Here is an 18,347-nt window from a genome sequence, read left to right on the forward strand (position 1 = left end):
AGGGAAGGATCCGGTGCAGGATGGGGTGGTACCCCACGTCCGCAGGAGGAAGTGTGTTCCAGAAGAACAACAAGGTCGAGGGTGGACGCGTCCGCGCTCACGAGACCGCCGAGTCCGCATCGCTGAAGGTCCACGAGATCATCGACAAGGTGGCCGAGCAGTCCGAGCACGGCGCGGAGCGGGCCCACGAGCTCAAGGGCTCCGCTGCTGACCACGCCGCTGCCGCGCGGGTGACCGCCACGGCCAGGGCTGCCGACCTGCGTGAGCAGGCTCAGGAGGCCAAGAAGCAGGCCGCCAAGGACGCCAAGAAGGGCAAGAAGGACGCCCGCAAGCAGGTCCGGTCGGCCACCAAGACGGCCCGCAAGCAGGGCAAGAAGGCCGGCAAGGACGCGCAGGATCTGCGCGACACCTTCGTCGACGACGTGCTGCCCAAGGTCGTCACGACCGCTTCGGGTCTGGCTGCCGCCGGCGCTGCCGCGAGCCGCAAGGCCGCGGACGAGGCCACCAACCGGGCGCCGGAGGTCATCGCCGCGCTGCGCGACGACCGCGACCCCCAGGCTGCTCTCGCCGCCGTCAAGGGCGAGAAGCCCAAGAAGAAGCGCGGGCTCAAGCTGCTGCTCCTGGCCCTCGTGGCCGGTGGCATCGCCGCCTTCGTCGCCAAGCAGAAGCAGGGCCCCAAGAAGGACCCGTGGGCCGTCCCGGCCGGCGACCCCTACAAGGCCCCCGCCACCGGGCGTGAGTCCACCGTCCCCGCCAGCCCGGCTCCGGTCGCGGCTGCTGGTGTCGCACCCGCCGCGGAGGTCGTCGACAACGCCGACGTCACCGACCCGCTCGCGGTGGCCCCGGCTGCCGAGGGCGATCAGGCTGACGGCACGGACGCCTGGAGCTCGGCGCGCGACTGGGCGGACAACTCGGCCGTCCCGTCCGTCTCGGAGTCCTCCGAGGGCGCCGACCTGTCCACCGACCACCTCGGTGGCGACCTTCCGGTCGATGGTGACAACAAGGCCTGACGTAGCACGCGTCAGCCGCATCGCTCCCTGAGGAGCGTGCGCAGCACGCGCCTCGAAGGGGGCCGGTCCGCATCACGCGGGCCGGCCCCCTTCGTGACGCTTGCAGAGCAAGCCCTCAGGGCAGCGCCTTCGTCATGCTCGGGTCAGGCGAGGAAGTTGCCGACCAGCTGGCTGAAGCTCGCGGTGTGCTCGATCTGCACCCAGTGCCCGCACTGGCCGTAGACGTGCAGCTGGGACTGCTCGATGAGCTCGTTGAGCCGCATGGAGTTGCTCAGCGGGATGACCTCGTCGTCTCGACCGTGGACGATCAGCGTGGGCTGCGTCAGCGAGCGGATGTCCGAGTCGGGAACGGTCATGGCCTCGACCGACCTCTGGCGCGGCGCGGGGAACATGGCGCTGTAGGCCTCGTGCACTCCCGGGCGGGTCGCCGCCTCGAGGCGGAGCTTGGCCAGGTCCTCGGTGAGCAGCGACTGGTCGTAGGCGAAGACACCCATGAGGTCGACCATGTTGGCCAGGCTCGGTTCGAAGCCCCACACCTTGTCCAGACCCTCGGTGATCTCGAAGGGGACACCGACGGCACCCATGAGGACGAGCTTGCTCACGCGGTCCGGGTGGTGCGTCGCGACATTGAGCGCGAGTGCCCCGCCGAAGCTGTTGCCGATGATGGCGACCCGGTCCAGACCGAGGGCGTCGAGCAGACCCACGAGGTGCTCGGTCCACGTCGCCATGTCGTAGGTGACACCGTCGGGGCGCTCCGTGTAGCCGAAGCCGAGGATGTCGGGGGCGATGACGCGGTGCTCCTTGGACAGCTCGGGCAGCACCGTCCGCCAGTTGGCCCAGGCGCTGACGCCCGGCCCCGAACCGTGGATGAGCAGGACGGGGTCGCCCTCACCCACGTCGTGGTAGTTGGTGGCGATGCCGCCCACGTCAATCGTGGCAGCGATCTCTGGGTTGGCGGTCTCGAGCGTGGTCATGTCCCGCAACCTAGGAGAGCGGCGGGCGCTGGCGAAGGGGTGTTCCGCACAGCGCCCACCGGGGTGGACTCAGGCGGTGACGGCCAGGGGCTCCTGCTCGCGCTCCGCTCGCGGCGGCCGCTGGCGCGGGATCAGCAGGCAGACGAGCGCACCGACGAGCGTGGCGCCGGCTCCCACGAGGAAGCAGATCTGGAAGGCGGACTGGTCGGGGATGACGTGCCCGCCGAGGGAGATCGTGCGGCTGGTGAGGATCGCGGCCATGACCGCGCCGGCGATCGTCGTCCCGACGGAGCGCATGAGGCCGTTGACCCCAACGCTCGCGCCCGCCTCGTGCTCCGGGACGTTGTCGAGGATCAGGGTGGGCATGGCGGCGTAGCCGATGCCGACGCCCGCACTGGCCACGAGGGTGGCGACCATGAGCTGCCACGGGGCGCTCATCAGGCCGAGCGCGATGACATAGCCAGCGCTGATGACGACGGCACCGATCGCCAGGGTGAACTTGGCGCCGATGGTGTTGATGAGGTGGCTGGAGACGGGCGCGAAGAGCATCATCATCAGTCCGCCGGGGGCCATCCACAGGCCGGCCGCAAGGATCGACTGGCCGAGGCCGTAGCCGGTGGCCTCCGGCATCTCGAGCAGCTGGGGCACGACGATCATCTGGGCCATCATCCCGAAGCCGATGAGCAGGGCCGCGATGTTGGTGAAGAGCACCGGGCGACGGACGGTGGTGCGCAGGTCGACGATCGTCTCGTCGTGGCGCAGCTGGTACCAGCCCCACACGAGCAGGACGACCAGACCTCCGGCGATGGAGCCGGCCGTGCGACCGGAGCCCCAGCCCCAGTCGGATCCCTTGCTGATGCCGATGAGGACGGCGCAGAGACCGACGGCCAGACCGATGACGCCGGGGACGTCGATGTGCGAGGGGTGGGCGTCGTGGACGGCCGGCACGATGACGGCCGTGGTGACGACGACGAGGAGGGCGAGCACGGCGGAGAACCAGAAGAGGCCGTGCCAGGAGAAGTCGTCAGCGATCCAGGCCGATAGCGGCAGGCCGACGGCACCTCCGACACCCATCGTGGCACTCACCACGGCGACCGCGCCGGCACGCTTCTCGACCGGCGCGATCTCGCGCACCAGGCTGATGGCGACAGGGATGTAGCCCATGGCCATGCCCTGCAACGCCCGCCCGACGAGGAAGGGGGCCAGACCGCTCGAGAGCGCGGCGACGACCGAGCCGACGACGAGCAGCGCTGCGGAGGCGACGAGCACCTTCTTCTTGCCGAACATGTCGGCGAGGCGACCCGTCACCGGCATGGTGATCGCCGCGGCGAGCAGGGTCGCGGTGACGGCCCACGAGGCATTGCCGGCATCCGTGTCGAGCAGCTTCGGCAGCTCGCCCTGGATCGGGATGACGAGCGACTGCATGAGGGCGCCGCTCAGACTGCCCAGACACAGGGCCGCGATGACGAGGTTCGGGGAAAACCGTGCGGGCGCGACGGCCGGCGACGAAGGGGGCATGCGGAGGAGTCCTTGTCCCGAGTGGGATATGTACGTTACACAAACTGACCTTGTGTACTGTACACATCACCCCACATCCACGAAAGGTGTCCCCGCATGACCTCCCTCACCCCTGCCCATGGGCCCGCGTGGACGGCGATCCGCGTGGCCGCCCGGTGGTCCAACGTCCGCCGCGGGGTCGAGGCCGGCCAGCAGCTCAAGGTCGCCGAGGGCCGGCTGCTGTGGCTCCTGCGTGACGGACAGCCCCGCACCCTGCGCCGGCTTGCCGAGGAGCTCGATCTCGAGCAGTCGACCGTCAACCGACAGGTCCACGCCGCGCTCGACTCCGGGATCATCGTCCGGTCCCGACCCGAGGACTCGTCCACCTATGTCGTGACGATGAGCGACGAAGGGGAGGTCCGCTTCCGCTCGGACGTGGCGCGCCTCACGAGCGTCTACGAGCGAGCCCTCGCGGTGATCCCGGAGAAGGAGCAGGAGCGCTTCCTCGAGCACCTCGATGCCTTCGTCGAGAGCCTTGACGATGCCGCCCGTGCCACGCTGGCCCCATGACGTCCGGTGAGTTGGTCCACGAGCACGCCCTTGCCCTTCCCGGCGCATGGCCGGACGAGCCCTGGGAGGGCGACCTCGTGGCGAAGGTCGGGCCGCGTGACAAGGGCAAGATCTTCGCCTTCCTCGGTGCGACCTCGATCGGGGTCAAGGCCGGCGCCTCACGCGAGGAGGCCGACGAATGGCTCGCCCGCTACCCGGACGACGCCTCGGTCATGGCCTACATCGGCCGCAACGGCTGGAACACGCTGACGGTCGGGGGCGCCATCCCGCTGGAAGAGCTCCTCGAGGCCGTCGAGGACTCCTACGCCGCCATCGTGGCCAAGCTCCCCAAGAAGCACCGGCCGACGACCTGACCATCCGCTTCGGCCGACCACGCGAGAGCCCCTGGGCAGACACCTGCTCAGGGGCTCGTCGTTCTTGTGTGGAGACTAGGGGGTTCGAACCCCTGACCCCCGCCTTGCAAAGGCGGTGCTCTACCAGCTGAGCTAAGTCCCCTGGTTCAGTTGTGCCGCGGTCCGATCAGGACGGACGGTCCGAAGCGGCGGCCCAAGCGCCACCGGAGCCAGCGGGCTTGGGGATGCTGCCCATGCGGCTCGTGGCGGCATGGAGGTCCTTCTCGGACCGCTGCTGCTCGATCTTTCGCTTGGCATACGCCGCGCCGGCTGCGGCCGCGACGAGTACGAGAACCTTCTTCATGGAACTCTCCTCACCGTCGGATGTGGTGGGCCCAGGAGGACTTGAACCTCCGACCTCTTCGTTATCAGCGAAGCGCTCTAACCGCCTGAGCTATGGGCCCGTGCTGCGCCATGGATCTCTCCGTGGCGCGACGCCCGAGATTACCCCACACCCGCCGCCGAAACCAAAACGGCGACGGGCACGCGGATCAGTCGTCGGTCAGCGTCATGTGCACGCCGCCGACGAGGCTGGCGACGATGTTGTAGAGGAAGGCACCCAAGGTCGCGATGGCCGTCCACAGGAAGACGTCGACGACCGCGATGACGATCGACAGCGAGACGACCCGGCCGAAACCGAGGAAGTCCATGACGTCGAATCTCTCGCCCGAACCCTCACCGATGATCTGGCCGGCGAGCTCGTTGACCGAGTCGAAGACCCCCATCGCGGACAGCAGGATCCACATGACGGCGGCCATGACGACCAGGGCGATGCCCATGGCCACCGAGACGAGGAAACCGACCTTCATCACTGAGAAGGGGTCGACTCGCGACACCATGAGCTTGACCCGGCGGCCCGCCCTCGGGCCGGGTTGCGAGCCTGAGCCCGCTGCCTGCGTGCGACGGGTCTGCGACGAGCCTGCGGCTGTTCTCACGGCCGTGGTCTCTCCTGTCGAGCTCACTCCTGGTCACCTCCGGGGGCGTCCCCCTGCTGGGCGGGCTCCACCGAGTCATTCCCGATGGACTGCACGTCAGGGTCCGACGCTACATCGTCCGGCTGCGCCTCACCGTCAGCCACGAGCTCCGCGTCGTCGTCACCGTGGTCGACATTGCGTGCGACTGCGACGATCGCATCGCCCTTGCGAGGCTTGGCGAAGTTCACTCCCTGCGTGTTGCGGCTGGTGCGACTGATCTCGGTCACCGCGGAGCGGACGATGTTGCCCTTCTCCATCACGACCATGACCTCGTCGTGCTCGTCCACGGCGAGCGCACCGACGAGGTGGCCGCCCTTGCCCGACTTGGCCGCGGTGACGCCCAGACCGGCACGGCCCTTGGCCGTCCACTGGGAGGCCGCAGTCCGCTTGGCCACGCCGTTCTCGAAGACGACGAAGACATCCGGGTCGCTCCCGTCGGGGATGACGTTGAGCGCCAGCAGGGAGTCGTCGCCGCGGAACTTCATGCCCGTGACCCCGCTCGTTGAGCGGCCCATCGGCCGCAGGACGTCGTCCGTGGCGTGGAACCGCACGGACATGGCCTCGCGTGAGACGAGGAGCAGGTCGTCCTCGGCGGCAACGAGAGCGGCGCCGACGAGCTCGTCGTCCTCGCGCAGCTTGATCGCGATGAGCCCGCCGCTGCGCGGCGAGTCGTACTCCGTCAGGCGGGTCTTCTTGACCAGGCCGCGCTTGGTGGCCAGGACGAGGTACGGGGCCGCCTGGTAGTCCTTGATCGCGTACACCGCGGCGATCTGCTCACCCGGCTGGAAGGCCAGCAGGTTGGCCACGTGCTGGCCCCTGGCGTCACGCGCCGCCTCGGGCAGCTCGTAGGCCTTGACGCGGTAGACCCGGCCGAGGTTGGTGAAGAAGAGCAGCCAGTGGTGGGACGTCGTCGTGAAGAAGTTGCGCACGACGTCCTCCCCACGAAGGGAGGCACCGCGCACCCCCTTGCCGCCCCGCTTCTGCGCGCGGTACTCGTCGACCCGGGTGCGCTTGGCGTAGCCGCCACGAGTGATCGTGACGACCACGTCCTCCTCGGGGATGAGGTCCTCCATGGCGACGTCACCGTCGTAGGGCAGGATCCGGCTGCGCCGGTCGTCGCCGTAGCGGTCGACGATCTCGCCGAGCTCGTCCTTGACGATCTGCCGCTGCCGCTCGGGCCTGGCGAGGATGTCCTTGTAGTCGACGATCCGGGTCTCGATCTCGTCGTGCTCGTCGATGATCTTCTGCCGCTCCAGGGCGGCGAGGCGGCGCAGCTGGAGGTTGAGGATCGCCATGGCCTGCAGCTCGTCGATGTCGAGGAGCTCGATCAGGCCGGTGCGGGCCTCGTCGACGGTGGGGGAGCGACGGATGAGCGCGATGACCTCGTCGAGCATGTCGAGGGCCTTGAGGTAGCCGCGCAGGATGTGGATCGCGGCCTCGTCCTTGCGCAACCGGTACTCGGTGCGGCGCACGATGACGTCGATCTGGTGCTCCACCCAGTGCCGGATGAAGGCCGAGATCGGCAGTGTGCGCGGCACACCGTCGACGAGAGCCAGCATGTTGGCGCCGAAATTGGTCTGCAGCTGGGTGTGCTTGTAGAGGTTGTTGAGGACGACCTTGGCGACCGCGTCCCGCTTGAGGACGATGACGAGGCGCTGGCCGGTGCGGCCGGACGTCTCGTCGCGAAGGTCCGCGATGCCTGCCAGGCGGCCCTCCTTGGTCATCTCCGCGATCTTCTGCGCCAGGGCGTCGGGATTGACCTGGTAGGGCAGCTCGGTGACGACCAGGCAGGTTCGGCCCTGGATCTCCTCGACCTCGACGACCGCCCGCATGATGATCGAGCCGCGACCGGTGCGGTAGGCCTCGTCGATCCCGCGGGTGCCCATGATGAGCGCGCCGGTGGGGAAGTCCGGGCCCTTGATGAAGCCCATGACGGCCTCGAGGGCCTCCTCACGCGTGCACTCCGGGTGGTTGAGCATCCACTGGGCCGCCTCGGCGACCTCGCGCAGGTTGTGCGGGGGGATCTGCGTGGCCATCCCCACGGCGATACCGGCCGAGCCGTTGGCCAGCAGGTTGGGGAAGCGAGCCGGCAGCACGTCGGGCTGCATCGTCTTGCCGTCGTAGTTCGGGACGAAGTCGACCGTCTCCTGGTCGATGTCGCGCACGAGCTCCAGCGACAGCGGAGCCATCTTGCACTCGGTGTACCGGGGGGCGGCCGCGCCGTCGTTGCCGGCGGAGCCGAAGTTGCCCTGGCCGTCGATGAGGGGGTAGCGCAGCGACCACGGCTGGACGAGTCGGACCATCGCATCGTAGATCGCGCTGTCACCGTGCGGGTGGTACTGGCCCATGACATCGCCGACGACGCGTGAGCACTTGTTGTAGCCACGGTCGGGGCGGTAGCCGCCGTCGTACATCGCGTAGACGATCCGACGGTGCACGGGCTTGAGGCCGTCTCGCACGTCCGGCAGCGCGCGGGAGACGATGACGCTCATCGCGTACTCGATGTAGCTGCGCTGCATCTCCGCGTTGAGGTCGATCGGCTCGGTGCGGTCGGTCTCGGGGGGTGTGGTGGGGATGTCGGTCATGTGCTCAAGTCACCTCGGGGTCGTGCCGAAGGGGGATGTCCGGGAAGCCAGCCCGGCCGGTATGTGGGGGGCACTCGGGGGACGGAGCCCCCTGAGCGTTCAGATGTCGAGGAAGCGCACGTCGCGTGCGTTCTTCTGGATGAAGCTGCGGCGCGACTCGACGTCCTCGCCCATGAGCACGGCGAAGATCTCGTCCGCGGCGGCGGCGTCGTCGAGGGTCACCTGCAGCAGGACGCGGCTCTCGGGGGCCATCGTGGTCTCCCACAGCTCCTGGTAGTTCATCTCGCCGAGACCCTTGTAGCGCTGGATCGCGTTGTCCTTGGGCAGGCGCCAACCCTTGGCCTGGCCCTCGGCCATCAAGGCGTCGCGCTCGCGGTCGGTGAAGGCGAACTCGTGGTCGTGGTTGGACCACTTGAGCCGGTAGAGGGGCGGCTGGGCAAGGTAGACGTACCCGGCCTCGATGAGCGGCTTCATGAAGCGGAAGAGCAGCGTCAGCAGCAGCGTGCGGATGTGCATGCCGTCGACATCGGCATCGGCCATCAGCACGATCTTGTGGTAGCGCGCCTTGGCGATGTCGAAGTCCTCGCCGATGCCCGTGCCGAAGGCCGAGATCAGCGCCTGGACCTCTTGGTTGGCCAGGACCCGGTCGATCCGGGCCTTCTCCACGTTGAGGATCTTGCCGCGGATGGGCAGGATCGCCTGGTTCTCCGGGTTGCGGCCGGCCTTGGCGGAGCCGCCGGCGGAGTCACCCTCGACGATGAAGACCTCGGAGACCGTGGGGTCCTTGGTCTGGCAGTCGGACAACTTGCCCGGCAGCCCGCCGGACTCCATCAGGCCCTTGCGTCGGGTCGCCTCACGCGCCTTGCGGGCCGCCATGCGGGCGGCGGCTGCGTAGACGGACTTGCGGACGATGTCCTTGCCCTCGTTGGGGTGGGCCTCGAGCCAGTGGCCGAACTCGTCGGTCATGGCCCGCTGGACGAAGCCCTTGACCTCGGAGTTGCCCAGCTTGGTCTTGGTCTGACCCTCGAACTGCGGCTCGCCGAGCTTGACCGAGATGACCGCCGTCAGGCCCTCACGGATGTCGTCACCGGTGAGGTTCTCGTCCTTGTCCTTGAGCAGGTTCTGCTTCCGGGCGAAGTCGTTGATCATCTTGGTCAACGCCGACCGGAAGCCTTCCTCGTGGGTGCCGCCCTCGTGGGTGTTGATCGCGTTGGCGTAGGTGTGCACCGACTCGCTGTAGGCACTCGTCCACTGCATGGCGATCTCGAGGGAGAGCTCACGCTCGGTGTCCTCGGTCTCCATCGAGATGATCTCGGCCGTGACGGGCTCGGCCTTCTTCAAGCTGACCAGGTGCTGCACGTAGTCGACGAGGCCGTTGTCGTAGCGGTAGGAGACCTTGCGCGCCTTCTTGGGCGCCGCGGTCTTCTCCTCGGAGTCGACGACCTCGGTGATGTCGGCGTCGACCGCGTCGAGGTCCTCGTCCTGGTCGGCCGCGCTGGGCTCGGGCACCCGCTCGTCGACGAGGTTGATCGTCAGGCCCTTGTTGAGGAAGGCCATCTGCTGGAACCGCGCGCGGATCGTCTCCCAGTCGTACTCGACCGTCTCGAAGATCTCGTCGTTGGCCCAGTAGGTGATCGTCGTGCCGGTGGCGTCAGTCTCCTCCTCGCGCTGGAGGGGGCCCATCGGGACACCGTGCTCGAAGGACATCCGGTGCGCGTACCCCTTCTGCCGCACGCACACGTCCATGCGCCGCGACAGGGCATTGACGACGGACGAGCCGACGCCGTGCAGGCCACCGGAGACCTTGTAGCCACCGCCGCCGAACTTGCCTCCGGCGTGCAGCTGGGTCAGCACGAGCTCGACGGCCGAGATGCCCTCGGCCTCGTGGATGTCGGTGGGGATGCCGCGGCCGTTGTCCTTGACCCGGACCGCACCGTTGTCCATGAGGGTGACGTCGATGGTGTCGGCATACCCGGCCATCGCCTCGTCCACCGCGTTGTCGACGATCTCCCACACGAGGTGGTGCAGACCCCGCTCACCGGTCGACCCGATGTACATGCCGGGGCGCTTGCGCACCGCCTCGAGACCCTCGAGGACCTGGATGGCGCTCGCGTCGTACTCGGGCCCCCCCGTGTCCGGGGACTTCGGCTTGTTCTCAGGCGACTGCGCGTCTGCCACGGTGCTCCTCGAGCTGGTGCGGTGCATGGAATACCGCGGGCTGGCCCTCAGGGCTGGCACCGCGGCCTCAACCCCCTGATTCTACCCCTTCTCGGCTCTGGACGACGCATCTTGGGGGCCCCTGTGGGCACTTCTCGCCGCAGATCCCCGCCGACGACGACTCCCGGTACGTCGACCGGCCCCTCAGGCGCTCTGAGAGCCGCTCTCGGCGTCCGACCGAGAATGACCCAGGTTCGGCACGCATCACCCTGCTTCCCTACGGTGAGGGAATGGAGATCTCCCGACGCGCCCGCGCCCTCGCCACCCTGACCGCCGCCTCCGCCCTCGCCCTCACGGCGTGCGGCGGCTCGTCCTCCGGCACCGACTCGTCCTCGACCAGCTCCAGCTCGTCCTCGCAGAGCGCCGCGCCCTCCTCCGAGAGCACGCCGGCGCAGAGCGACGCCCCGTCCGAGGGCTCGGTCAAGGCCACCAGGTCCGGGCTGACCTTCGACGTGCCCGACGGGTGGGAGACGATCGACCCGAGTGCGCTGGCGGGCGACAGCTCCAAGGCTCCCGATGCCCTCGACGAGGTGGCCAAGAGCGCAGGCATGTCGCCGGAGGAGTTCCTGCAGAACATGTCGCAGACCATCGACGTGCTGGTCCTGGGCGAGACCAAGGACGGGTTCGCCCAGAACATCAACGTCATCGCCAACCCCCAGCCGCTCGACGAGAAGCAGCTGAGGGCCACCCTCGAGCAGCAGAACGCCACCGTCACGAAGACCGAGCAGGTCACGACGGCCGGCGGCAAGGCTGCGTTGGCGACCTACACGATGACGGTCGGCAGCCAGACCGTCGAGGGCAAGATGCTCGCCGTCCCGTCCGCGGAGGGCGCTGGAGTCATCACCGTCTCGACGCTCGACAGGGGGGACACCGACACGATCATGTCGACCGTCGTCAAGAGCGTGCAGGCCGTCTGACCACCCTCGCTCGCACGAGGCCGTCTACCAGCCGGGTGGCGGCCTCGTGGTCTGCTCAGACGCAGTGACCGGTCGGCAGCTGGCGACGGTGCTGCCGCAGGGCGTCCACGAGCGCGTCCGCGATCACGGTGCCCTCCTGGTGGTTCCCGGCCCGGACCTGCAGGGTGACTGCGGTGTCCCCCTTCGTCCCGGGCACGATGCCGAGCTGGCGCACGACGTAACCGCGCGACGTCGGTCCCCAGCCACCCTTGAACCGAGCACCGTCGATACCACCCAGACCCCACCGCTGCCCGTCGGCGACCCGGCCCATGGCCTCGGTGATCGACGTCGAGCCGGCGAGGCAGGGCAGGGCCGCGGTGAAGCGCGTCTGGTCGCTCAGACGCCACGTCGACTGCCCGAAGGGGGAGTACCCCGCCACGGTGACCGTGGGCGGGACCCCGGTGCGGCGGTCGCGACCGCGCTGGAGCTGGACCTCGACGGCCTTCGCTGCTCGGTGGCCGCTGCCGAGGTCCGCCCACAGGCGGGCTGCCGCCTCGTTGTCCGATGCCGTGAGGGCGCGGTCGATGTCGGGGCCCATCTGCTCGCCGTGCCCTGCGCGGACGACGGCCAGGGAGAGGGGCACCTTGATCGTCGACCAGGCCACGAGAGGCTGAGCGTCTCCGACGACCTGCACCCCTCCCTCGGTGCCGACGGGGGCCCAGGCCACCGCGATGTCTGCCTCGGGGTGATCACCGATGACCCGGCCGAGCGAGCGGGCGAGCGCCTTCGAAGGGCGGGCGGTGCGCGGGGACGTCGACGGCGACGCGGTGGAGGTCGAGACCCGAGGAGAGGTCGTGCCGGCGGAGCCGTCGGACGACCCGGTGCATGCCGTGGTCAGCGCGACGAGCGCGCCCAGCCCGGCGGCCACCAGGCGTCGTGCCATGTCAGTAGAGGACGACGACGGCGTTGTTGCCGCCAACGCACGTGGTGACCTCGGCGCCGGTGCAGGTCATCGTGTAGTTCTTGTTGGTCACGGGGCTGCGGACCTCGAGGCTGGCGTTGCCGCCCTTCGGCTTCTCCCGCACGTAGGCATCTCGCACGGCACCGGCGAAGGCGCACGAGGTGACCTCCGTGCCGCGACCAGCCGCGACACCCTGCCTGGGACCGGCGCACTTGGTGATCCCCGCGGGCAACGTGCCCGAGCGCTTCGGCGGGGACGACGAGGACGTGGATGACGTGCTCGTGGACGAAGAAGTCGTCGGCTGCGACGTCGACGTGGTCGTCTCCTGCGGCGAGCTGGTCTCGGTGATCGTCGTGGACTGGGCCACCGGCTTGTCCTGGTTGCCGGTGAACCACACCGCGCCACCGACGCACAGCCCGCCGAGCAGGACACCGCCGACGAGCATCGCTGCCAGCGCCATCGGCGAGAGGCCGCGACGATGAGGCGGCTGCTGCGGCGTCGGGGCGGGGGTGGCATTCCACGTGCTGCTCTGCGAGGTCGTGGCGGGCGCGGGCGTCTGGTCCGGCTCCCACCAGCCCTCGGGCACCGCACCCTGAGGTGTGGGCTCCGGCGTGATGACGGGGGCAGGGGTCACCGCCTGGGTGGCCTCGTCACGACGACGCAGCTCGACATCCTGCGTGGGCTCGTCGTCCGGGTGCTCGGCGAAGGGCGTCCCGCTCGGCCCGGTGGACGCCGGGCCCATCCGACCGGACGGTGTCGGGTCGCCGAAGAAGTCGTCGAAGGCGTCGCCGCCATCGTTCTTCGGTCCGCTCATGGTGACTCCTCTGGCATCTCGTAGCCCTCAGATCAAGAGCAGAACCTCACGATGCCATAACGACCGGGGGGGTCCGCCAATCCGACGTGACGGCGGACACCCCTCGGACGTCAGCTGTCGTCGGGAACCGTCCGGTCGATCTGCATGACGACGGCCTTGGGCTCGGTGAAGAACTCCCGGCTGAAGTTGCCTCCCTCACGTCCGACGCCGGAGTCACCGACACCGCCGAAGGGGGTGCGCAGGTCGCGGATGAAGAAGCAGTTGACCCAGACCGTGCCCGCCTTGAGGTTGGAGCTGACGCGGTGGGCGCGCGAGAGGTTCTCGGTGAAGAGCATCGCGTTGAGCCCGTACCGGGTGTCGTTGGCCAGGTGGACGGCCTCCGCCTCGGTCTCGAAGCGGTTGACGACACAGACCGGACCGAAGATCTCCTCGCAGTACTGCTTGGAGTCCAGCGGCAGGTCGACCAGGACCGTCGGACGCACGAGCCAGCGGCCGTCCTCGTCGACACCGCCGGTGAGCATCCGCCCGCCCTGCTCCTCGATGCCCTCGAGGTAGCTCGACACCTTGTCGAAGTGCTTCTTGCTCGCGAGCGAGGAGTACTTGACCTGCGGGTCGAAGGGGTCGCCGATCGTCAACGCCTCGGCGGCCGCGACGAAGCGCTTCATGAACTCGTCGTAGATGCCGGACTGGACGAAGAGACGCGAGCCCGCGAGGCAGATCTGCCCCGAGTTGCGGAAGATCGCCTCGACAGCCCAGTAGACGGCATTGTCGATGTCCGCGTCGTCGAAGACGATGTTGGCGCCCTTGCCGCCGAGCTCGAGCGAGACGGGGGCCAGGTGGGTCGAGGCCGAGGCCATGACCGCCTTGCCGGTCGTCGAGGAACCGGTGAAGGTCACCCGGTCGACGCGGTCGTCAGCCGTGAGGGTCGATCCGGCCGGCGCACCGTGCCCGTTGAGGACATTGAGGACGCCCGGGGGGAACCCGGCCTCGACGGCCAGACGACCCAGGAGGGTCACCGACGCGGGAGTGTCCTCGCTCGGCTTGATGATGCAGGTGTTGCCCCACGCGATGGCCGGCGCGATCTTCCACGTCGCCATCATCAGCGGGAAGTTCCACGGCGAGATCGCCGCAACGACCCCGACGGGGCCGAACTCGCTGTAGGTGTGGTGACCCGACGGCATCGGGTAGACCTCGCCGGTGTGGTCGCGCTGGTGGTCGGCGAAGAAGCGGAAGTTGGCCACCGACCGACCCACGTCGTGCTTGGCCTGGGCGAAGGGCTTGCCCATGTTGGTCGAGTCGAGCGTGGCGAGGTCATCGGCCCGCTCCTCCATGAGGTCCGCGAGCTTGTGGATCGCGGCAGCCCGCTCGGGGCCGGTCATCCGCGGCCACGGACCCTCGTCGAAGGCCTTGCGGGCGCTGGCGATCGCTCGCTCGGCGTCCTCGGCGCCACCCTCGGCCGCCTGGGCGAAGACCTCCTGGGTGTAGGGGTTCCACACGTCGAAGCGCTCGCCGGAGAGGCTCTCCACCTCGACGCCGTCGATGATGTGACCGAAGAACTGGGTGCTCATGAGGTGCTCTCCTGGGGGTCTGCAGCCTGCGCGGCCTTGCGCTCGGTGATCGTGACGTCACCGGCTGCGAAGTGGTCGGTGGGGATCTCGTTGACGAGGACCCGGATGGCCTCCTTGGGCGCGACGCCGGTGTCGACGAGCGCCCCGGTGATCGCCGAGATCATCGATCGGATGGTCTCGGGCGTGCGCCCCTGCGTGAGCGTGACCTGGACGATCGGCACGTCACTCGCCCCCGTGGATCCGCACGGAGCCGAGGGTGGTGAAGTGCAGCGAGATCGAGGACCCGGGGGTGGCGAAGTACGCGTCGGTCATGCCGCCGGTGAGCACGATCCAGCCCGCCTCGATGGCGTGACCGCGCTTGGCGAGGTCGTTGGCGGCCAGCGCCAGCGCCTCTCCGGGGTGACCCTGCACGGCGGCACCGGTCGCCGAGTCGACGACCTGACCGCCGACCTCGACGAGCACGGCCTCGGTCGACAGGTCGAGGGCACTCGGCGGAACGGACACGGGTCCGGTGACGAAGGCGCCCGAGCTCGCGTTGTCGGCGATGACGTCACCGGCGGCGAACTTGAAGTCCTTGTAGCGGCTGTCGATGACCTCCGCGCCGCCGAGGACCTGGTCGACCGCCGCCATCGCCTGTGCGGCGGTGACCCCGGGGCCCTCGAGCCGCTCACCCATGACGAAGACGAGCTCCGGCTCGATGCGCGGGTGGATCAGCTTGTCCTGCGGCACGGGGTCGCCGGCCGGCAGGATCATCGCGTCCGTGAGCCACGCGACGAAGGGGGTCTCGACGCCCATGCGCTGCTGCTTGGCCCGCGAGGTGAGCCCCAGCTTGATGCCGATGAGCTTCTCGCCGCGGTCGAGGCGACGCTGGAGGGTGAGGTCCTGGATCTCGTAGCCGGTGGCCACGTCCAGCTCGGGCCACTCGTCGGTGAACTTCACCCGGTCGCGGCGCTCGTCCTCACATGCCAGGAGCTCGGTCGCGACCGACTCCACATCCCATGCCGCCATCAGACGCTCGCCTTCTTCTTGCCGTCGCGCAGCTCGAGCGCCACGTCGATGATCATGTCTTCCTGGCCGCCGACGTAGCCGTACTCGCCGACCTTCATCAGGATCTCGTGGGCCGGGACGCCGTAGCGCTCGGCCGCGCGCTCCGCGTGCAGCAGGAAGGAGCTGTACACACCCGCGTAGCCCTGGGTGATCGAGGAGCGATCCATGATCGGCATCCGGCGGATGAAGGGCTTGACGACGTCCTCGGCGGCAGCCAGGACACCGTTGATGTCGACCCCCGTGTGGATGCCCAGCCGCTCGAAGGAGGTCGCCAGCACCTCGGTGGGGGAGTTGCCCGCACCGGCGCCGAGGGCGCACAGCGAGCCGTCGATCTGCCGGGCACCGGCCCGGTAGGCCAGGACGGAGTTGGCGACGCCGAAGGACATGTTCTGGTGACCGTGGTAGCCCACCTGGGCGTCGTTGCCGATCTCTGCGACGATCGCGGACACGCGGTCCGAGACGTCCTCGAGGATCAGGGCGCCGGCGCTGTCGACGACGTAGACGCACTGGCAGCCCGCGTCGACCATGATGCGGGCCTGCTTGGCCAGCTCCTCCGGGCTGATCATGTGGCTGAGCATGAGGAAGCCGACGGTCTCCATGCCGAGCTCACGGGCCGCCCCGAAGTGCTGGATCGAGACATCGGCCTCGGTGCAGTGGGTGGCGATGCGGGCGATCTGGGCGCCCATGTTGTGCGCCTCGTGCAGCTTCTCCACGGTGCCCAGGCCCGGGAGCATGAGGACGGCGATCTTGGCCTGGTGCGCCTCGGCGACGGCGGCCTTGATGAGCGACATCTCGTCGACGGCGGAGAAGCCGTAGTTGAAGGAGGATCCGCCGAGACCGTCACCGTGGGTCACCTCGATGACCTGGACACCGGCGTCGTCAAGGGCACGGACCGTGGTGCGCACCTGCTCCTCGGTGAACTGGTGGGACATGGCGTGCGAGCCGTCGCGCAGGGTGGTGTCGGTCAGCCGGACGTCGACGCCCCCACTGAAGAGCACGGGCGAGGGTGCGGTTGCGCTGTTCTGGTCGGTGCTCATGCGGGGACCTCCTGGCCGGTCGTGGCTGCGTCCGTGGCGACCCAGCCGGAGTCGACCCCGAGCTTGTGGGCCACCATCATGTCGCCCACGCGGGCGGCGGCGGACGTGATGATGTCGAGGTTGCCGGCGTACTCCGGCAGGTAGTCGCCGCGACCCTTGACCTCGATCGGGACGGTGACGCGAGCCATGCCGTTCCACAGGTCACGGGCGTCGTCGAACTGCGGGTCGGCCCGCAGGTGGTAGCCGGGCACGTACTCCTGCACGCGGGCGACCATCGCGTGGATGGACTCCTCCAGCCGGTCGCGCAGGGCGCCCGCCTCGGCTGCCGCCTGCGGGATCGCGCAGAAGACGGTGTTGCGCATCATCAGCGGGGGCTCGACGGGGTTGAGGATGATGATCGCCTTGCCGCTCTTGGCGCCACCGACGACCTCGAGCGCCTCGCTCGTCGTCTCGGTGAACTCGTCGATGTTGGCCCGGGTACCCGGGCCGGCCGACTTGCTCGAGATCGAGGCGACGATCTCGGCGTAGGGGACGTCGACCACCGAGGAGACGGCGGCGACGATCGGCGTCGTCGCCTGGCCACCGCAGGTGATCATGTTGACGTTCATCGCGTCGAGGTTGAAGTCGAGGTTGACCGGCGGGCAGAGGTAGGGCCCGACGGCGGCCGGCGTGAGGTCGACGGCGAGGATCCCGGCCTCGGCGTACTTCGGGGCGTTGGCCTGGTGGGCCTTGGCCGAGGTGCACTCGAAGACGACGTCCGGCAGCTCGTCCTGGGCGAGGAGCCAGTCGACGCCCTCGTGGCTGGCCTCGAGGCCGAGCGTCTTGGCGCGGCGCAGGCCGTCGCTGCTCGGGTCGACGCCCACCATCCAGCGGGGGTCGAGCACCTCAGAACGACGCATGAGCTTGAACATGAGGTCGGTACCGATGTTGCCGGGGCCGACGATGGCGGCAGTTCCCTTGGTCCTGGTGGTCATGGGTGCACCTTTCACTTGTCTGCGAACACGGCGGTGACGCTGCCGAGACCACCGAAGGTCGCGGTGAAGACGTCGCCCGGCGCGACGGGGACCATCGAGGTGACGGACCCGGGGAGGATGACGTGACCGGCCTCGAGGGTCGTGCCGAGGGCACCGACCGTGTTGGCCAGCCACACGAGGCTGGTGATGGGGGAGCCGAGGACGGCGCCACCGGCGCCGGTCCCGACGACCTGGGAGTTGCGGGTGAAGACGCAGCCCGTGAGGCGCAGGTCGATGTCCTCCAGGCGGGTGGGCGTGGAGCCGAGCACGAAGCCGCCGGAGCTGGCGTTGTCCGCGATGGTGTCGACGAGCGTGATCTTCCAGTCCGCGATGCGGCTGTCGACGATCTCGAGGGCGGGCAGCACGTAGTCGATCGCGTCGATGGCGTCGGTGACCGTGACCCCGGGGCCGGTGAGCGGCTTGCGCAGGACGAAGGCGATCTCTGGCTCGACGCGCGGCTGGAGGTAGGTGTCCAGCGGGATCGGCTGGTGCTCCAGGTGGGCGAAGTCGTCGGTGAGGTGACCGAAGTCCGGCTGGTCGACGCCCAGCTGCTTCTGCATCGCGAGCGAGGTCAGACCGACCTTGTGCCCGATGATGCGGCGCCCCCCTTCGGTCCAGGTGCGCACCTGCGCGAGCTGGATCGCGTAGGCGTCCTCGACGGTCAGGCCGTCGAACTGCTCGGTGAGGGGAGCGGTCGGGGTGCCGGTCTCGTAGGCCTGCAGCAGCAGCTGCGCGGCCTTGGCCTGGTCGGGGGTGGACTCCATGGTGGTCACGCTAGGACTGCCCTTCGTG

General features: G+C 69.0%; 18 protein-coding genes and 2 tRNA genes. 4 read left to right on the plus strand and 16 right to left on the minus strand.

What is annotated here, in order from left to right; genetic code table 11:
• Nucleotides 1-53: 53 nt before the first annotated feature.
• The gene (locus ASG73_RS01260; protein ID WP_055989651.1) at nucleotides 54-1,010 is read left to right on the plus strand and encodes a hypothetical protein; all 957 of its coding nucleotides are present in this window, start codon (nucleotides 54-56) and stop codon (nucleotides 1,008-1,010) included.
• Between the two features lie 143 nt (nucleotides 1,011-1,153).
• On the opposite strand, the gene ASG73_RS01265 is transcribed toward ASG73_RS01260, so the two are convergent.
• Nucleotides 1,154-1,984, minus strand: a complete 831-nt coding sequence (locus tag ASG73_RS01265) for an alpha/beta fold hydrolase (protein WP_055989654.1) — start codon at nucleotides 1,982-1,984, stop codon at nucleotides 1,154-1,156.
• A 69-nt stretch (nucleotides 1,985-2,053) separates the two neighbouring features.
• Nucleotides 2,054-3,502, minus strand: coding sequence for an MFS transporter (locus tag ASG73_RS01270; protein ID WP_055989658.1), 1,449 nt, complete (start codon nucleotides 3,500-3,502; stop codon nucleotides 2,054-2,056).
• A gap of 96 nt (nucleotides 3,503-3,598) precedes the next feature.
• On the opposite strand from ASG73_RS01270, the gene ASG73_RS18085 reads away from it, so the two are divergent.
• Together ASG73_RS18085 and ASG73_RS01280 are read left to right on the plus strand one after the other, a co-directional pair.
• Entirely contained in the window at nucleotides 3,599-4,051 is a 453-nt protein-coding gene (locus ASG73_RS18085) for a MarR family winged helix-turn-helix transcriptional regulator (RefSeq protein WP_055989661.1), read from the plus strand.
• Entirely contained in the window at nucleotides 4,048-4,404 is a 357-nt protein-coding gene (locus ASG73_RS01280; RefSeq protein ID WP_055989664.1) for an MmcQ/YjbR family DNA-binding protein, read from the plus strand. Before ASG73_RS18085 ends, ASG73_RS01280 begins: the two co-directional genes overlap by 4 nt.
• A 69-nt stretch (nucleotides 4,405-4,473) precedes the next feature.
• Here ASG73_RS01280 and ASG73_RS01285 read toward each other — a convergent pair.
• From ASG73_RS01285 to gyrB, 6 genes are all read right to left on the minus strand, one after another.
• Nucleotides 4,474-4,546: transfer RNA gene (locus tag ASG73_RS01285), tRNA-Ala, on the minus strand.
• A gap of 24 nt (nucleotides 4,547-4,570) precedes the next feature.
• On the minus strand, nucleotides 4,571-4,747 hold the full coding sequence (locus ASG73_RS17735; RefSeq protein ID WP_156466086.1) for a DLW-39 family protein: 177 nt from the start codon (nucleotides 4,745-4,747) through the stop codon (nucleotides 4,571-4,573).
• Nucleotides 4,748-4,770: 23 nt separating this feature from the next.
• Nucleotides 4,771-4,847, minus strand: a tRNA-Ile gene (locus ASG73_RS01290).
• Nucleotides 4,848-4,934: 87 nt separating this feature from the next.
• Complete coding sequence (locus ASG73_RS01295; protein ID WP_055989667.1) at nucleotides 4,935-5,282, minus strand: DUF3566 domain-containing protein; 348 nt, start codon at nucleotides 5,280-5,282, stop codon at nucleotides 4,935-4,937.
• A 119-nt stretch (nucleotides 5,283-5,401) separates the two neighbouring features.
• Nucleotides 5,402-8,002: a DNA gyrase subunit A gene (gene gyrA, locus ASG73_RS01300; RefSeq protein WP_055989670.1), complete on the minus strand. Its 2,601-nt coding sequence runs from the start codon at nucleotides 8,000-8,002 to the stop codon at nucleotides 5,402-5,404.
• Between the two features lie 99 nt (nucleotides 8,003-8,101).
• Nucleotides 8,102-10,207 carry a DNA topoisomerase (ATP-hydrolyzing) subunit B gene (gene gyrB / locus ASG73_RS01305; RefSeq protein WP_442905319.1) on the minus strand — a complete coding sequence of 702 codons (2,106 nt, stop codon included), beginning with the start codon at nucleotides 10,205-10,207 and terminating at the stop codon, nucleotides 8,102-8,104.
• A gap of 242 nt (nucleotides 10,208-10,449) precedes the next feature.
• On the opposite strand from gyrB, the gene ASG73_RS01310 reads away from it, so the two are divergent.
• Entirely contained in the window at nucleotides 10,450-11,136 is a 687-nt protein-coding gene (locus ASG73_RS01310) for a hypothetical protein (protein ID WP_055989677.1), read from the plus strand.
• Between the two features lie 55 nt (nucleotides 11,137-11,191).
• Here ASG73_RS01310 and ASG73_RS01315 read toward each other — a convergent pair whose 3' ends face one another.
• From ASG73_RS01315 to ASG73_RS01350, 8 genes are all read right to left on the minus strand, one after another.
• Nucleotides 11,192-12,058, minus strand: a complete 867-nt coding sequence (locus ASG73_RS01315; protein ID WP_055989680.1) for a hypothetical protein — start codon at nucleotides 12,056-12,058, stop codon at nucleotides 11,192-11,194.
• A gap of 1 nt (nucleotide 12,059) precedes the next feature.
• Nucleotides 12,060-12,890, minus strand: a complete 831-nt coding sequence (locus tag ASG73_RS01320; protein ID WP_055989683.1) for a hypothetical protein — start codon at nucleotides 12,888-12,890, stop codon at nucleotides 12,060-12,062.
• A gap of 110 nt (nucleotides 12,891-13,000) precedes the next feature.
• Nucleotides 13,001-14,458, minus strand: a complete 1,458-nt coding sequence (locus tag ASG73_RS01325; RefSeq protein WP_055989686.1) for an aldehyde dehydrogenase — start codon at nucleotides 14,456-14,458, stop codon at nucleotides 13,001-13,003.
• The gene (locus tag ASG73_RS01330) at nucleotides 14,455-14,679 is read right to left on the minus strand and encodes a tautomerase family protein (RefSeq protein WP_055989689.1); all 225 of its coding nucleotides are present in this window, start codon (nucleotides 14,677-14,679) and stop codon (nucleotides 14,455-14,457) included. The genes ASG73_RS01325 and ASG73_RS01330 overlap by 4 nt, the downstream gene beginning before the upstream one ends.
• Before the next feature lies 1 nt (nucleotide 14,680).
• A complete protein-coding gene (locus ASG73_RS01335; RefSeq protein ID WP_055989692.1) occupies nucleotides 14,681-15,466 on the minus strand; it encodes a 2-keto-4-pentenoate hydratase in 786 nt (261 codons plus the stop codon).
• Nucleotides 15,466-16,542: a 4-hydroxy-2-oxovalerate aldolase gene (dmpG, locus tag ASG73_RS01340; RefSeq protein WP_055989695.1), complete on the minus strand. Its 1,077-nt coding sequence runs from the start codon at nucleotides 16,540-16,542 to the stop codon at nucleotides 15,466-15,468. The genes ASG73_RS01335 and dmpG overlap by 1 nt, the downstream gene beginning before the upstream one ends.
• Entirely contained in the window at nucleotides 16,539-17,516 is a 978-nt protein-coding gene (locus ASG73_RS01345; protein ID WP_055989698.1) for an acetaldehyde dehydrogenase (acetylating), read from the minus strand. Before ASG73_RS01345 ends, dmpG begins: the two co-directional genes overlap by 4 nt.
• 11 nt (nucleotides 17,517-17,527) lie before the next feature.
• Complete coding sequence (locus tag ASG73_RS01350; RefSeq protein ID WP_055991261.1) at nucleotides 17,528-18,319, minus strand: 2-keto-4-pentenoate hydratase; 792 nt, start codon at nucleotides 18,317-18,319, stop codon at nucleotides 17,528-17,530.
• Nucleotides 18,320-18,347 lie beyond the last annotated feature (28 nt).

Source organism: Janibacter sp. Soil728 (genome assembly GCF_001428305.1).
GTDB lineage: Bacteria > Actinomycetota > Actinomycetes > Actinomycetales > Dermatophilaceae > Janibacter.

Coding starts and splice junctions, on each gene's coding strand:
- ASG73_RS01265 (WP_055989654.1), bottom strand. CDS start 1,984: ATGACCACGCTCGAGACCGCCAACCCAGAGATCGCTGCCACGATTGAC.
- ASG73_RS01270 (WP_055989658.1), bottom strand. CDS start 3,502: ATGCCCCCTTCGTCGCCGGCCGTCGCGCCCGCACGGTTTTCCCCGAAC.
- ASG73_RS18085 (WP_055989661.1), top strand. CDS start 3,599: ATGACCTCCCTCACCCCTGCCCATGGGCCCGCGTGGACGGCGATCCGC.
- ASG73_RS01280 (WP_055989664.1), top strand. CDS start 4,048: ATGACGTCCGGTGAGTTGGTCCACGAGCACGCCCTTGCCCTTCCCGGC.
- ASG73_RS17735 (WP_156466086.1), bottom strand. CDS start 4,747: ATGAAGAAGGTTCTCGTACTCGTCGCGGCCGCAGCCGGCGCGGCGTAT.
- ASG73_RS01295 (WP_055989667.1), bottom strand. CDS start 5,282: ATGGTGTCGCGAGTCGACCCCTTCTCAGTGATGAAGGTCGGTTTCCTC.
- gyrA (WP_055989670.1), bottom strand. CDS start 8,002: ATGACCGACATCCCCACCACACCCCCCGAGACCGACCGCACCGAGCCG.
- gyrB (WP_442905319.1), bottom strand. CDS start 10,207: ATGCACCGCACCAGCTCGAGGAGCACCGTGGCAGACGCGCAGTCGCCT.
- ASG73_RS01310 (WP_055989677.1), top strand. CDS start 10,450: ATGGAGATCTCCCGACGCGCCCGCGCCCTCGCCACCCTGACCGCCGCC.
- ASG73_RS01315 (WP_055989680.1), bottom strand. CDS start 12,058: ATGGCACGACGCCTGGTGGCCGCCGGGCTGGGCGCGCTCGTCGCGCTG.
- ASG73_RS01320 (WP_055989683.1), bottom strand. CDS start 12,890: ATGAGCGGACCGAAGAACGATGGCGGCGACGCCTTCGACGACTTCTTC.
- ASG73_RS01325 (WP_055989686.1), bottom strand. CDS start 14,458: ATGAGCACCCAGTTCTTCGGTCACATCATCGACGGCGTCGAGGTGGAG.
- ASG73_RS01335 (WP_055989692.1), bottom strand. CDS start 15,466: ATGGCGGCATGGGATGTGGAGTCGGTCGCGACCGAGCTCCTGGCATGT.
- dmpG (WP_055989695.1), bottom strand. CDS start 16,542: ATGAGCACCGACCAGAACAGCGCAACCGCACCCTCGCCCGTGCTCTTC.
- ASG73_RS01345 (WP_055989698.1), bottom strand. CDS start 17,516: ATGACCACCAGGACCAAGGGAACTGCCGCCATCGTCGGCCCCGGCAAC.
- ASG73_RS01350 (WP_055991261.1), bottom strand. CDS start 18,319: ATGGAGTCCACCCCCGACCAGGCCAAGGCCGCGCAGCTGCTGCTGCAG.